The organism is Pannonibacter sp. CBAS1226 (assembly GCF_055685825.1).
Genome location: NZ_JBVOUO010000001.1, coordinates 1,417,469 through 1,431,410 on the forward strand (window position 1 = coordinate 1,417,469; position 13,942 = coordinate 1,431,410).

The following is a 13,942-nucleotide window of genomic DNA, read 5'->3' on the forward strand; positions in this document are numbered from 1 at the left end:
AGCACTCAGCCGCGGGCGCGTTTCAGGTCCGGCTCCACTGCTTCCTCGATGAAGGCGGCAATCGCCTCATCAAGGCTCATCGGCGTCTGGTTCTGCGAACCGAGGCGGCGGACGTTGACCGTGCGCTCTTCCGACTCACGCTTGCCGCAAACGAGAATGACCGGAACCTTGGCCAGCGAGTGCTCGCGGACCTTGTAGTTGATCTTCTCGTTGCGCAGGTCGAGATCGGCCCGGATGCCTGCCTTGCCCAGCGCCGCATGCACCTCGCGGGCGTAGTCATCCGCTTCCGAGGTGATGGTGGCGACAACCACCTGCTTGGGCGCAAGCCACAGCGGGAAGTGACCGGCGAAGTTCTCGATGAGGATGCCGAGGAAGCGTTCCATCGAGCCGCAGATGGCGCGGTGGATCATCACCGGCGTCTTCTTCTCGCCGTCCTTGTCCACGTAGAAGGCACCAAAGCGTTCCGGCAGGTTGAAGTCCACCTGCGTGGTGCCGCACTGCCACTCACGGCCGATGGCATCCTTCAGCGTGTATTCGAACTTCGGACCGTAGAAGGCGCCCTCGCCCGGCAGGATGCCGGTCTTGATGCGTCCGCCGGACTGCTCCTCGATCTGCTTGAGAACGCGGGTCATCACCTCTTCGGCGTGATCCCACAGCTCGTCCGAACCGACGCGCTTTTCCGGGCGGGTGGAGAGCTTGACGACGATCTCATTGAAGCCGAAGTCCTCGTAGACCGACAGGATCAGGTCGTTGATCTTGAGGCATTCGGCCGCCATCTGTTCTTCGGTGCAGAAGATGTGGGCATCGTCCTGCGTGAAGCCGCGCACGCGCATCAGCCCGTGCATGGCGCCCGAAGGCTCGTAGCGGTGCACCACGCCGAATTCCGCCATGCGCAGCGGCAGATCGCGGTAGCTCTTCAGCCCGTGCTTGAAGATCTGCACGTGACCGGGGCAGTTCATCGGCTTCAGCGCGAAGATGCGCTCGTCCTCGGCTTCCGGATCGGCACACTGCACGGAGAACATGTTCTCCTTGTACCAGCCCCAGTGGCCGGAGGTCTCCCACAGCGAGGTGTCGAGCACCTGCGGCGCGTTCACCTCATCGTAGTCGCCCGAAAGGCGGCGGCGCATGTAGGAGACAAGGCTCTGGAACAGGCTCCAGCCCTTGGCATGCCAGAACACGACGCCCGGGCCTTCTTCCTGGAAGTGGAACAGGTCCATCTCGCGGCCGAGCTTGCGGTGGTCGCGCTTCTCCGCCTCTTCCAGCATGTGCAGATAGGCCTTCAGATCAGCCTCGTTCGCCCACGCGGTGGCGTAGATGCGGGTCAGCATCTCGTTGTTGCTGTCGCCGCGCCAGTAGGCACCGGCTACCTTCATCAGCTTGAAGGCGTCGCCGATCTGGCGGGTGGAGGCCATGTGCGGGCCACGGCAGAGGTCCAGCCACTGGCCCTGCTTGTAGATCTTCAGGTCCTGACCTTCGGGAATCGCATCCACCAGCTCGACCTTGTAGGTCTCGCCCTTGGCGGCAAAGTAGCGCTTGGCTTCCTCGCGGGACCAGATTTCCTTGGTGAAGGCGGCCCCGCGCGCGATGATCTCGCGCATCTTCTTCTCGATGACCGGCAGGTCTTCGGGCGTGAAGGGCCAGTCCTCGCGGGTGTCCGGATGGACGCGCTTGAAGTCGTAGTAGAAGCCGTTCTCGATCACCGGGCCGATGGTGACCTGCGTCCCCGGCCAGATTTCCTGCACCGCCTCGGCCATCACATGGGCCGCATCGTGGCGGATCAGTTCCAGGGCGCGCGGGTCCTCGCGGGTCACGATCTCGATGCGCGCATCGGCGGTGATGGCATCCGAAAGATCGCGCAGCTCGCCATCAAGGGTCATCGCCACGGCTTTCTTCGCCAGCGACTTGGAAATGCCCTCGGCAACGGCGGCACCGGTGGTGCCAGCCTCATAGGAGCGCACGGAATTGTCGGGGAAAGTCAGATTGATCATCAGTCATCTCCTGCTCACTCCTGCAGACGAGGCAGGTAAGCTTTTGTGTTTTTCGACTGGGCCTGAATAAGGGATTTGTGCGTGAGGAACAACCTCTGCGGCGCAACCTCCCATCCGTCTTTACCATGATCACAGGCAGAGCCTCACGGAGGCCATCCCATGACGTCGACAGAAGTGCCCTTCGCAATCCTTCATCCTGGCGAAGAGCAGCACCCAAGTAACGAGTATTGGAGGCAATCATGAAAATCCTAGCTCTCGCAGCGCTCGCCGGTATCGGCCTTTTCGCCCTCACCGATGCATCTTTCGCAGCCTGCACCTACTCCAGGAACTACGAGGCAGAAGGCGGCATGAGCGGATGGCCGGCGCGAGTCGCGAACTCGGCGGACGCCACGCTGCGCGCGGCCTATGCCAACGGCACCTGCGTCTACCTCAAGGGACAGCACAATGGCGGCATGGCCCCTGCGGGCACCCCGAGCAACCAGCATGTGACCGTCAGCAATGGCGTCAGGGTGTGCCACGTGTTCAAGAAATCATCCACGAACCGGAACCAGTACTTCCCCACCACCTGTCTGTGATGGGAAACAGATAGCCAGGCCCCTCACCGGTCCTGACTGTCCAGCCGCTGGTCCTGCGGAATATGTTTGCCGGACCAGCGGCCATAGCGCCAGGGCAGATACCAGCGGGCGGAAGGGTTCAGCGCTTCCGGCACGGGATCATAGCCGGAGGATCCCAGCGGGTTGCAGCGCAGGATGCGGGAGAGGCCGAGCCAGCCGCCGCCCCAGAAGCCGAAACGGCGGATGGCCTGACTGGTGTAATCGGAACAGGTCGGCGCGTAGCGGCAGCCGCGCCCCATGAACAGGGACAGCGAGTGGCGGTAGATCCAGATCAGCCCCAGCGCCGCATGGGCAGCCGGAGACAGGCGGCGCGGCGGCAGTGGGGATGCAGGCTCACACCTCACCTCCCCCTCGACACTGTCCTTGCCGCACCCACCGCACATCAAACAAACTCCAAGCCCTGCCTGCTCAGGCAGCCGGGGCCTTTGCCTCGATCTGGTCGAGCGCATCCACAACCGCATCAAAGGTCAGCAGGGTGGAGGCATGACGCGCCTTGTAGTCGCGCACCGGCTCCAGAAAGCGGAACTCCTCGAACTTGCCTTCCGGCGGCGGGCCGTTTTCCTTCAGCATGGCCGTGACCGTGCGGCGCAGGTCCCGCAGCTCCTGCGGCGTGCAGCCGATGATGTGCCGGGCCATCAGTGAGGACGAGGCCTGACCAAGGGCACAGGCCTTCACGTCATGGGCGAACTCGCTCACCTTGCCATCGCGCACCACCAGATCGATGGTCACGGTCGAGCCGCAGAGCCGGGAATGCGCCTTGGCGCTGGCATCGGGCGAAGCCAGCCGCCCAAGGTGCGGAATATTGCCCGCCAGCTCAAGGATGCGGGTGTTGTAGATGTCGTCAAGCATGCGTGCCATATCCTCATGACAGCGGCCCGTGCCTTGCTGCCGGCACCCGGCCACGGAAGACAGGTGACAGCAAAAGACGGAATCGGACCACTGGGCGCTTTGCGGCGCGGGTCTTCTTCCTATATAGAGCAAGACTTGCTTCTGTTCAGCCCCGGGCTGAAGCTGCAGGAGCAGGTGTGAGAGGTTTGCGGCAAGTTTCCCCTGCCGTGATCCGGAGCAGTCAAGGCAACGTAAGATTGGCTGTTCATCCACTGTCTCAAGGACCAAACCAATGGACGCCATCTTGAAGCCTGCTGACGAAAAGGCCCCACGCCGCGCACCGCACGAGATTGCGCGTCCGAGCCGTGAGCAAGCCGAGGCCGCTGTCCGTACCCTCCTTGCCTATATCGGCGAAGATCCGGAGCGCGAGGGCCTGCTCGATACGCCGAAGCGCGTCGTCAAGTCCTATGCCGAGCTTTACAGCGGCTATGCGGAGGACCCGAAGGCGCATCTGGAGCGCACCTTTGAGGATGTGGGCGGCTATGAGGACATGATCATGGTCCGGGGCATCCCGTTCCATTCCCATTGCGAGCATCACATGCTGCCGTTCATCGGCAAGGCCTATATCGCCTACTACCCGTCCGGCGGTGTGGTCGGCCTGTCGAAGCTCGCCCGCGTCGTCGATATCTATGCCAACCGGCTTCAGACGCAGGAAAACTTGACCTCGCAGATCGTCTCCTCCATTGACGAGCATCTGGCGCCGCGCGGCATCGCGGTGATGCTCGAAGCCGAGCATCAGTGCATGACCATGCGCGGCGTGCAGAAGGCGGGCGTGTCCACGATCACGACCCAGTTCACCGGTGTGTTCCAGGACGATCCGGCCGAACAGGCCCGCTTCATGACCTTCATTCGCGGCGGAGACCGTTAATCTCCGCCCACCCCGGCGGAGAGTAGACGTGAGCAAGACCGGATTTGATCCGCGCGGATCGAAGAGCGACATTGAGAACGGTCTGTCGTTCCAGCCCAAATTTGACGAAAACGGCCTGATCGCCGCCGTGGTCACCGATGCCACGCGCGGCGATCTTCTTATGGTCGGCTACATGAATGCCGAAAGCCTGCGCCGCACCATCGACACGGGCGAAGCCTGGTACTGGAGCCGCTCGCGGCAGGAGTACTGGAAGAAGGGCGGAACCTCAGGCCAGGTGCAGAAGGTGCGGGAAATCCGCACCGATTGCGATCAGGACGCCATCTGGCTGATCGTGGAGGTGGAAGGCAACGGCGCCACCTGCCACACCGGCTACCGCTCCTGCTTTCACCGCGCCCTCACCCGCCATGAGGATGGCTCGGTCTCCCTGCGCCTGATGGAAGACCACAAGGTCTATGATCCTGCCGATGTCTACGGCCACTCCGGCTGCGGGCATAATCACGGATAGATTGCGCAAGGCGCGCGCATGGAAGCTGACGCAGGGGCTTTTCCGGCCCCCGCGCAAATCCTTTCTCCGGCGGACACTTGCGCCGCAAATCCCGTCTTTGACCTTCTGCTCCGGCGCGGGCACACTCAGCGCCGGATCGTGCCTTCCCGTGAAGGCGAACCGCATAAAATCCTGGGAGGATGGAATGACTGCAGGAACACCCGGCTTCTCGACGCTGGCCATTCACGCGGGCGCGCAGCCCGATCCGGCCACCGGCGCGCGCGTGACGCCGATCTATCAGACGGCCTCTTTCGTCTTCAACGATGTAGACCACGCCGCCTCGCTCTTCGGCCTTCAGGCCTTCGGCAACATCTACACCCGCATCACCAACCCGACGACCGCCGTTCTGGAAGAGCGCGTCGCAGCGCTTGAGGGCGGCACCGCAGCGCTGGCCGTGGCCTCCGGCCATGCGGCCCAGCTTCTCGCCTTCCACACGCTGATGACGCCGGGCGACAGCATCGTTGCCTCCACCAAGCTCTATGGCGGCTCGATCAACCAGCTCAACCATTCCTTCAAGAGCTTCGGCTGGAACGTCATCTGGGCCGACCCGTCGGACCTTGCCGCCTTCGAGGCCGCCGTTGATGAGACCACCAAGGCCATCTTCATCGAGAGCCTTGCCAATCCGGGCGGCATCGTCACCGACATTGCAGGCATCTCGGCCATTGCCAAGAAGAAGGGCGTGCCGCTCATCGTCGACAACACGCTGGCGACCCCCTATCTCTGCCGCCCGATCGAGCATGGCGCGGATGTGGTGCTGCATTCGCTGACCAAGTTCATGGGCGGCCATGGCAACTCCATGGGCGGCGTTATCGTCGACGCGGGCACGTTCAACTGGTCGGCGAGCGGCCGCTATCCGCTGCTCTCCACGCCGCGCCCGGAATATCAGGGCATGGTGCTGCACGAGACCTTCGGCAACTTCGCCTTCGCCATTGCCTGCCGCGTGCTTGGCCTGCGTGACCTTGGGCCCGCCATCTCGCCCTTCAATGCCTTCATGATCCTGACCGGCATCGAGACCCTGCCGCTGCGCATGCAGCGCCACTGCGACAATGCGCTGAAGGTGGCCGAATTCCTGTCGAACCATCCGAAGGTGGCCTGGGTGTCCTATGCCGCCCTGCCGGGCGATGCGGGCCATGCGCTGCAGCAGAAATACTGCCCGAAGGGCGCAGGCGCGGTCTTCACCTTCGGCGTCAAGGGCGGCTATGACGCGGGCGTTGCGCTGGTGTCCGGTGTGGAGCTGTTCTCGCACCTCGCCAACATCGGCGACACCCGCAGCCTGATCATCCACCCGGCCTCCACCACCCACCGCCAGCTCTCCGACGAGCAGAAGACCCGGGCCGGCGCCGGCCCGGATGTGGTGCGCCTGTCCATCGGCATCGAGGACGCGAGCGACATCATCGCCGACCTCGAACAGGCCCTCGCCAAGCTGCCGGACTGAACCGGGGCTGGTTGAAGCACAAAATGAAAACCCCGCCGGATCGCTCCGGCGGGGTTTTTGTTTATGACCAAGCCATAATTTTCGCCACAGACCTGCTCCCTCTCTCCGTCATGCCATGACCTGATCATGGCATCCATGCCGCAGCTTTCCGGCATGCGCAGCGGAGAGAGAATGGCCGGTATTCAAGGCCTGCAACACATGACACTTCACGGGATGGATGCCATGATCAAGTCATGGCATGACGAAAACGGTTGTGTCCGTTGCCCACTTTCCTCTTCGCGAAAGAGGGGGAGATGCGAAAGAGCTGGCCCGCATTCCAAACCCAGCACAGCCGCAAGCCATCCATCCCCACAGACGTCTCCCCACCCACCGTCATGCCATGACTTGATCATGGCATCCATGCCGCAGCTTTCCGGCACAAGCCGTGCAGAGAGAATGGCCAATATTCTGGGCCTGCAACACATGACACTTCACGGGGTGGATGCCATGATCAAGTCATGGCATGACGAAAACGGTTGTGTCCGTTGCCCACTTTCCTCTTCGCGAAAGAGGGGGCCTGTCCACGCCCCGCCGGATCGCTCCGGCGGGGATTTTGGTTTTGAAAAGAATCACTTGGGCGGAAAAGGTGCGGGGCTGATTCAGCTGCTTCGCACCTTGATTCAAACAAACTGATTCAACTGCGGAACGGTGCCTCGCCCTTCAGGCGGACGAGATATTCCACCGAAAGGCCCAGCACGATCACCGCCATGGCCTGATGGGTCAGCGCCACGTCCAGCTTCACATGCAGCAGCAGCGTGGCGATGCCGATGGCGGCCTGAAGCAGCACGGCAAGGCCGAGCAGGAGAGCGGTGCCGCGCAGGCCCTTGTGGGCATTGGTGCGCAGCGTCATGACCACAAGCGCCACCACGGCCAGCACCAGCACATAGGCGCCCAGACGGTGCTGGAACTGCACGGTCATGACATTCTCGAAGACGTTCCGCCAGGCCGGGTCCATGGCAAGCAGCCCTGCCGGGATGATCTGCCCGTCCATCAACGGCCAGGTGTTGAAGGTGAGACCCGCATTCAGTCCGGCCACCAGGCCGCCGAGGAAGATCTGCACAAGGACCAGACCAATCACCACCTGTCCGAAGCGGGACAGTCTCTGCCCCTCCTGAGGCGTTGCTTCCGTGTGCGGCGCAAGCCTGCGCGCGAGCCAGAAGATATAGGCGAAGATGATGCAGGCGAGCGTCAGATGAACGGCGAGCCGGTACTGGCTGACATCCGTGCGCTCCACGAGGCCGGAGGCCACCATCCACCAGCCGACCGCGCCCTGCAACCCGCCAAGCGCCAGGCCCAGCACCAGCCAGGGCTTCAGCCAGCCCTCGATGCGCCCCGTGGCCCAGAAGAAGACCAGCGGCAGCGCGAAGGCCACACCGATGAAGCGGCCCAGCTGCCGGTGTGCCCATTCCCACCAGAAGATGAACTGGAATTCTTCAAGGCTCATCCCCTTGTTGATGAGCTGATATTGGGGGATCTGCCGGTACTTGTCGAATTCCTCCAGCCATTCCGCTTCGCTGAGCGGCGGGATCATGCCATGAATGGGCTTCCATTCGGTGATCGACAGGCCCGACTCGGTCAGCCGTGTGGCGCCGCCGACAACGACCATGGCGAGGATCAGAAGGCAGATGCCATAGAGCCAGATGCGGATCTGGGTGCGGTGGCGTGCGGCCATCTGCGGGGTCTGGGCAAGGGGTGAAACCATCTGTGAGGTGGACATGTCGCCTTCCGGATTTGACCTTTGACCGCTTGGGATATAGGTCCGCCCTGAGGAGAGCAAGCTGCGGCCTGCGGGGTTTTCCTTATTGCGACATTGCGACGCTGCGCGCAATCGCTGCAAGGATCACGCAGGCGCAGGCCAGAGGAGAGACCGGTTCATGCCTTCATTGCGGAAATTCATCGGCATGGTGCTGCTGGTGATCTTCGTTGTCGTCTATGCGCTCACAGCCATGGTCATCGGCGACATGACGCTGCAGCAGTCGTCCAACACGGTGCGGATGATCTATTTTGTCATTGCCGGTCTGGTCTGGGTCATTCCGGCAGGCGCGATCATCTGGTGGATGGAGCGCGGCGGGAAAAAGCCCGGCTGACCCGCCGGAACGCCCGGTACAGGGCAAAAGGCGCGCCGGTCAGATATTCGTCGATCACCTCCGGCCCCTGAAAATGCCCGTTGAGCGAGACGCGCGGCAGCAGCATGGCCTGGCGCGCGTGAATGGACTTGAGCACGCCCGGAACAGTCGTCACCCCGGCCCTGAGGCCAGCCCCTGCGGCCAGCGCCGCCTCGCGCAGGCCTGCAGTCTCCGCTCCGCCATAGGGATAAGCGATGAAGGCGGGCCTGCGGCCCAGCTCATCCTCGATCCGCTCGATTCCCCGGCGGATATCGGCTTCCGCCCCGGCTTCCGGCAGGCGGGCCAGTGCGTGGTGATCATGCGTATGGGCACCGATGCTCACCAGCGGATCACGTGCCAGGCTGCGCGCTTCGTTCCAGCTCAGCATCTCTTCATCGGCCAGCGCCTCGAGATCAAAGCCGTTCAGCGCACAAAGCTCGCGCACCATAGCCCGCTGGCCGGTTTCGTCCAGGTCTTCGGTCAACAGTTGCACAAGCGCCGCGTAGCAGGCCTGCTTCTCCTCCAGCGTGGCGCAGGGAATGAGCGAGGCCTCCCCCCTCGCGGCAAAATGCAGCACGTCCTGAGCGGCAATCATCCGCTCCAGCGCGATCCACCATAGCTCCGAGGTCCGGTCAAGAAAGCCCGATGTCAGGAACAGGGTGAAGGGAACCCCCATCTGCCTGAGCAGCGGATAGGCCACCGTCAGATTGTCCCGGTAGCCGTCATCAAAGCTCAGCACCGCATAGCGCTCCTGCCCAAAGCAGAGTTTCAGCCGGTCGACGGCCTCTTCCATGGACACGAACTTATAGCCGCGGGAGCGGACACGCTCGATCACCTGAGCGAGAAATTCCGGAGTGATTTCAAGATGACGGTTCGGCTGAAACGGGTCCTGGCTGGCCGGACGCACCCGGTGAAGGGTGAAGATCAGGCCACAGCCTTGCGTGAAGGGGGCAAGCACATGGCCAAGCCTGCTGCGGCGAAGCAGCCAGAACCCTGTGTCGAATAACTGCCGCCGCTGGCTCATTCCCGTTGCCGTTCTCCCGGCCGCTTCGGCCTTCCGGCCTTTGGTACACTTTTTTCAGCCTTTGGTGCAATGCTACGGCTCAGGCAACATGACGCAGACAGAAGGCCGATGGGCATGCACCGGTCAGCCGGAACAGCAGCAAGATCCATTGACCGGACGGAGTTCCCAACCTCTCCGGCTGCACCATTGCCTGTGCCCGCAAATTCTCTGGCCCTGACCGTTGTCCAGAACCTCGGAGAAGCCCGCAGCCGCTGGCTGCAACTTCAGGCGGCAGGGATCTACGGCCACTATCAGCGTTTCGACTGGCTTGAGGCCTGGCATGTGCATGTGGGCAGCGCCCTGGGCGTCAGGCCCCTGATCATCATCAGCGAAGACGCCTCAGGGCCTGCGATGATCCTTCCGCTGGCTCTCAACAGGCGCGGCGGAGCCACGGTGCTGGAATGGATGGGCTGGCAGCAGGGCAACCAGAACACAGGCCTGTGGCGGGCCGATGCCTATGCCGCCGCTGATCCGGTTGAGCTATCCCGCTTGCTGCTGCAGGCAGCAAGGGAGGCCGGAGCCAGTCTGGTTGACCTGCGCAACCTTCCCCTCACCTGGGAGGGCCGCCCGCACCCGCTCGCCCAGCAGGGCACGCCTGCCAAGGATGCTGTCTTCCGTGGCGCGGTGGCAGAACCTTTCGCAACGCTGCGGACGCGCCTGCAGTCCAAGGACAGCCGCAAGAAGGACGCGCGCAAGCAGAAGGCGCTGGAAGCGCTGCCCGGCTTTGCCATCCGCACGCTGGAGACGGCCGCAGAGATCGAGGCCGGGCTCGACACCCTGATCAGCCAGCGGCAGGAACGCGCCCGGCAGACCGGCATCCCCAGCGGCTTTTCCGCCCCGGGCCAGCGGGCCTTTCTGCGCAAGCTGCTGCTGGAAGGGACGGGCAAACCCTTGCCCGCACTGCAGATCAAGGTGCTGGAGGCAGAAGGCGAGGTTCTTGCGGCCTATCTTTCGGGCCTTTCCGGAAACACATGCTACGCCTATGCCAACAGCATCGGCACTGGCAGCCACTCCCAGTTCAGTCCCGGCATCGTTCTTCTCTCAAGCCTCATTGCGGCGTGCTGCGAGAATCCAGCCATCCGGACACTCGACCTCGGGCTTGGAGACGAGCGCTACAAGCACCCCTGGGCCCAGCCAGAGCCGCTCTGCGATCTTGTTCTGGCGGCGGACATGCGCGGGCGCTTGATCAGGCTGGTTCTGGATGCCCGCCGCACGGTGCTGAGGCGGCTGCGTCAACCCCCCGCGCTGTGGGCCGGCGTCCGGGCTGTCCGGCGGTTTGCAGCTGCGCTCCGCCGCCTGAAGGGCTGACGGCTCACGGCCGCCTTCCGGCTGGGCGTATCAGGCAGCAGCCTCGCCGGAGCCCTTGCGCCGGCGGATACGCTTCACCCTCACGTCGGCGTCCGTCTGCGAGGCGATCAGATCCAGTCTTTCAGCCAGAATGCGCGGCTGAATGTCCGCCGGAACCGTCACCACCACCTCGTCGGCAAAGCCAAGCATATGGGCAGCTGCCGCCGTTTCGGTAAACTTGCCGAGATCAACAACGATCCGGTCATAGGTGGCGTCGATGGCGTCCAGCACCAGCGGGAAGCGTTCGTCGACCACGTCATCGCTCAGAGCCGGACGGCCCGCCTCGATGATATGCGCGCGAGATCCGGCATCCCGGTAGATCACCGAGGAGAAAGACGCCTTGCCGAAGACCAGATCGGCAAAGCCGGGCGCGGCGCCGGGATCTTCGCTCTCGGGAAAAACCTCGACCAGCAGAGCGCGCTCTTCGGCATGACCCGCCAGATCCCGGACCAGCCGGAAGGCAAAATCGTGGGACAGTTCCGCATCCGTCAGCGCAACAACGGCAACACGGCGCGGCGCTGCATCTGCGGCGTCATCCTCAGAAGCAGCGTCTGCCCCGCCCATCACCGGCGTTGCGGCAAGGGATGCTGCACTGGCGGCGGCACGCAGGCTGCCGGCGGCCTCAGCCTGACGGGTTCGCTCAGCTTCAGCCGCTCCGGCCTCGCTGCCCTGACCTTCGTCATCCGGCGAAGAGCGCATCAGCCGCTCATCTGAAGCGGTTTCAGCAGAAAGGTCTTCGTTCTGCTCTTCCGCTGTCACCTGCTCCTGTGTTTCCGCGGCAGATTCCGTCTCCGGCAACTCACCCTGCCGAAGGTCTTCCGGTTGCAGGTCTTCCGGCTCCGCCTCCGGGCCACGCAGGATGACAGGAGCCGTGTAGGCTTCGGCCTCGTTCACAGGCTTCAGCGCTTCCCCGGAGAGGAACTCACGCAGGATGACAATCGCACAGCCCAGCAGGAAGGTGGCGAGAGCCGAGATGAAGGTGAACAGCCCGATCTTCGGCGAATAGGGCTCGATGGGCACGCCTGCCCGCGAAATCACGCGGGCGTCGGCCGGCAGCGTCTCTGCATTGCGGCCCGTGTCCGCGTTGCGATAGCTCGCCATGAGCGCGTCCAGCTGCACCGCCCGCGCATCAGCCTCGCGCTCCAGCTCGCGCAGGCGCACCTGATCGGCGCTGGAGCGCGCAGCCGCAGCCTTCAGCTCCTCAACCCGGCTCTTCAAGGCAGCCGCCTGCTGCTTTGCCACCGCCGCGTCATTTTCCAGTCCGGTCAGGATCTTGCGTGCCTCGGAGCGGATCTGCGCGTCATAGTCAGCGAGCTGCGACGTCAGCGCGCGGATCTGCGGGTGACCGGGCAGAAGCGTCGTGGACAGTTCGGCAACCCGCGACTGGATTTCCACCTGCCGCTCCCGCAAACGCTGAATCAGGCCTGAATTGAGCACCTCGCTCGCCCCTTCCAGCGAGCCGCCGGTGTCCAGCAGCCTGCGCAGCTGCGCGGCCTTGGCGGCCGCCTCGGCTTCAGCAGCCTGTGCAGACGACTGCTGGGAGCTGATCTCGGAGAGCTGAAGTTCGTTGAGCGTCCGGTCGCCTGCGCCGGTCAGGAGGTCAGCCTTTGCCCGGAAGTCTTCCACGGCCTTGCGTGCGGTCTGCACCTCTTGTGTCATGCGGCGGATCTGCGGCTCCAATGCGGAGGCTGCAGCGGCGCGGCTCTCCCGCTTGGCGGCAGACTGCATCTGCAGATACTCGTCCACCACGGCATTGGCGATTTCAGCTGCCAGAACCGCGCTCTTGGCCGAATATTCGACCGCGATCACCCGCGACCCTTCCACCCGGTAGACGTCAAGATTGCGGGCAAAATGGCGGAGCAGGCGCTCTTCGGCCGAAATGCGCGACGGGCTGGGAGACAGGCCGATGCTGATCAGCAGCTGCTGCAAGGTTCCGGCCTGCGTCTCGGCCTTGAACTCCGGCACGGATGCCAGGTTCATCCGCTGCGCAACGCGGCGGGCCAGATCCACAGACGTCAGAAGCTGCACCTGGCTGGCAACGCCCTGGCTGTCCAGCAATGCACGCTCGTCTTCCGCCCCGCGGGCGGCGCCGGGAAACAGGGCATCGGCCGACTCGATCAGAACCCGTGCCTCGCCCTTGAATTTTTCCGGGACGAACTGCAAACCGGCAAAGACAAGCGCCGCCACAATCAGCGTCAGCGGCAGCAGCCAGCGCAAGGACCGGGCAATAGCGCGCAGCAGGCCGCCGAGATCCAGCGCCATATCCTGCGGCTGATAGATGTCCTTCGACCCGCCCATGCACCTCACTCCACACTTGTTAGAGTGACAATGACAAAACATGGTAAGTGAACCATTAAACAACCCTCCTTCCAGTCTAAATGAAAATTAACCTTTATAAATGAAAGTTAATCACCCTGACGGCAGGCTTATTCGTTCACGTGCCATTAACCACGTTTTGCGAATGTGCCTCTGTGTCAGCCTGGAGTAAGTCATGTACGCGCGCCTGTTCGCAGCTTTTGCCATTGCCCTCACCCTTGCGGGGTGCAGCGGCTACAAGCGCCCGCCGTCTGCCTTTCACGAAATCCTGACCCAGCCCTATAGGCTCGACTCCAGCGACCGCTTGCGTATCATCGTCTTTGGCCAGAATGACCTGTCCAACACCTATGTGGTTGATCAGGCAGGTTATATTTCAATGCCTCTGATCGGGTCCGTTCCCGCCCGCGGCAAGACGCAGCAGGAGCTTGCCAAGGCCATTGAAGCTTCACTGCGCAAGGGTTTCCTGCGCGATCCGAATGTGTCGGTTGAGGTTGACCAGTACCGCCCCATCTTCGTTATGGGCGAAGTGCAGGCTGCCGGCCAATACGCCTATGTTCCCGGAATGACCGTTCAGAACGCCATCGCAACCGCCGGCGGCTTCTCGGCCCGGGCAGAACAGGCCAGCGCAGATCTGACGCGCCAGATCAATGGCGAGATCCTCAATGGCCGCGTTCCCATCACCGATCCCGTACGTCCGGGCGACACAATCCATGTCCGCGAAAGATTGTTCTGAGG

The 13,942-nt window shown here is 63.2% G+C and carries 14 protein-coding genes; 8 read left to right on the top strand and 6 right to left on the bottom strand.

The annotated features are described in order from the left end of the window. Positions 1–5: 5 nt before the first annotated feature. Positions 6–1,988 (bottom strand): threonine--tRNA ligase, encoded by a 1,983-nt coding sequence (thrS, locus tag AC0CMF_RS06510; RefSeq protein ID WP_374630953.1) that lies wholly within the window; start codon positions 1,986–1,988, stop codon positions 6–8. Between the two features lie 239 nt (positions 1,989–2,227). Between thrS and AC0CMF_RS06515 the strand changes: the two genes are divergently transcribed. Beyond that, complete coding sequence (locus AC0CMF_RS06515) at positions 2,228–2,563, top strand: hypothetical protein (protein WP_122519798.1); 336 nt, start codon at positions 2,228–2,230, stop codon at positions 2,561–2,563. A gap of 23 nt (positions 2,564–2,586) precedes the next feature. Here AC0CMF_RS06515 and yidD read toward each other — a convergent pair whose 3' ends face one another. Continuing rightward, a complete protein-coding gene (yidD, locus tag AC0CMF_RS06520; protein ID WP_374630952.1) occupies positions 2,587–2,985 on the bottom strand; it encodes a membrane protein insertion efficiency factor YidD in 399 nt (132 codons plus the stop codon). A 25-nt stretch (positions 2,986–3,010) separates the two neighbouring features. Further along, positions 3,011–3,451 (bottom strand): iron-sulfur cluster assembly scaffold protein, encoded by a 441-nt coding sequence (locus AC0CMF_RS06525; protein ID WP_050471415.1) that lies wholly within the window; start codon positions 3,449–3,451, stop codon positions 3,011–3,013. 271 nt (positions 3,452–3,722) lie between these two features. On the opposite strand from AC0CMF_RS06525, the gene folE reads away from it, so the two are divergent. The 4 genes from folE (at position 3,723) to AC0CMF_RS06545 (ending at position 7,009) form a co-directional block, all read left to right on the top strand. Continuing rightward, the gene (gene folE / locus AC0CMF_RS06530; protein WP_050471330.1) at positions 3,723–4,358 is read left to right on the top strand and encodes a GTP cyclohydrolase I FolE; all 636 of its coding nucleotides are present in this window, start codon (positions 3,723–3,725) and stop codon (positions 4,356–4,358) included. A gap of 28 nt (positions 4,359–4,386) precedes the next feature. Beyond that, positions 4,387–4,863, top strand: a complete 477-nt coding sequence (hisI, locus tag AC0CMF_RS06535; RefSeq protein WP_374630950.1) for a phosphoribosyl-AMP cyclohydrolase — start codon at positions 4,387–4,389, stop codon at positions 4,861–4,863. A 184-nt stretch (positions 4,864–5,047) separates the two neighbouring features. Then, positions 5,048–6,337, top strand: a complete 1,290-nt coding sequence (locus AC0CMF_RS06540) for an O-acetylhomoserine aminocarboxypropyltransferase (protein ID WP_374630948.1) — start codon at positions 5,048–5,050, stop codon at positions 6,335–6,337. 390 nt (positions 6,338–6,727) lie between these two features. Then, a complete protein-coding gene (locus AC0CMF_RS06545; RefSeq protein ID WP_472481268.1) occupies positions 6,728–7,009 on the top strand; it encodes a hypothetical protein in 282 nt (93 codons plus the stop codon). A gap of 1 nt (position 7,010) precedes the next feature. Here AC0CMF_RS06545 and AC0CMF_RS06550 read toward each other — a convergent pair whose 3' ends face one another. Beyond that, the gene (locus AC0CMF_RS06550) at positions 7,011–8,093 is read right to left on the bottom strand and encodes a COX15/CtaA family protein (RefSeq protein WP_374630944.1); all 1,083 of its coding nucleotides are present in this window, start codon (positions 8,091–8,093) and stop codon (positions 7,011–7,013) included. A 157-nt stretch (positions 8,094–8,250) separates the two neighbouring features. On the opposite strand from AC0CMF_RS06550, the gene AC0CMF_RS06555 reads away from it, so the two are divergent. Next, the gene (locus AC0CMF_RS06555; RefSeq protein WP_050471326.1) at positions 8,251–8,463 is read left to right on the top strand and encodes a DUF2842 domain-containing protein; all 213 of its coding nucleotides are present in this window, start codon (positions 8,251–8,253) and stop codon (positions 8,461–8,463) included. Here AC0CMF_RS06555 and AC0CMF_RS06560 read toward each other — a convergent pair. Then, the gene (locus AC0CMF_RS06560) at positions 8,423–9,505 is read right to left on the bottom strand and encodes a polysaccharide deacetylase family protein (protein WP_374630942.1); all 1,083 of its coding nucleotides are present in this window, start codon (positions 9,503–9,505) and stop codon (positions 8,423–8,425) included. The genes AC0CMF_RS06555 and AC0CMF_RS06560 overlap by 41 nt on opposite strands. A 192-nt stretch (positions 9,506–9,697) precedes the next feature. Between AC0CMF_RS06560 and AC0CMF_RS06565 the strand changes: the two genes are divergently transcribed. Further along, the gene (locus AC0CMF_RS06565) at positions 9,698–10,852 is read left to right on the top strand and encodes a GNAT family N-acetyltransferase (RefSeq protein ID WP_374630940.1); all 1,155 of its coding nucleotides are present in this window, start codon (positions 9,698–9,700) and stop codon (positions 10,850–10,852) included. 30 nt (positions 10,853–10,882) lie between these two features. Here AC0CMF_RS06565 and AC0CMF_RS06570 read toward each other — a convergent pair whose 3' ends face one another. Beyond that, positions 10,883–13,189: a succinoglycan transporter gene (locus tag AC0CMF_RS06570; RefSeq protein ID WP_374630938.1), complete on the bottom strand. Its 2,307-nt coding sequence runs from the start codon at positions 13,187–13,189 to the stop codon at positions 10,883–10,885. A 193-nt stretch (positions 13,190–13,382) separates the two neighbouring features. Between AC0CMF_RS06570 and AC0CMF_RS06575 the strand changes: the two genes are divergently transcribed. Then, positions 13,383–13,940, top strand: coding sequence for a polysaccharide biosynthesis/export family protein (locus AC0CMF_RS06575; RefSeq protein WP_019962521.1), 558 nt, complete (start codon positions 13,383–13,385; stop codon positions 13,938–13,940). Positions 13,941–13,942: the final 2 nt, after the last annotated feature.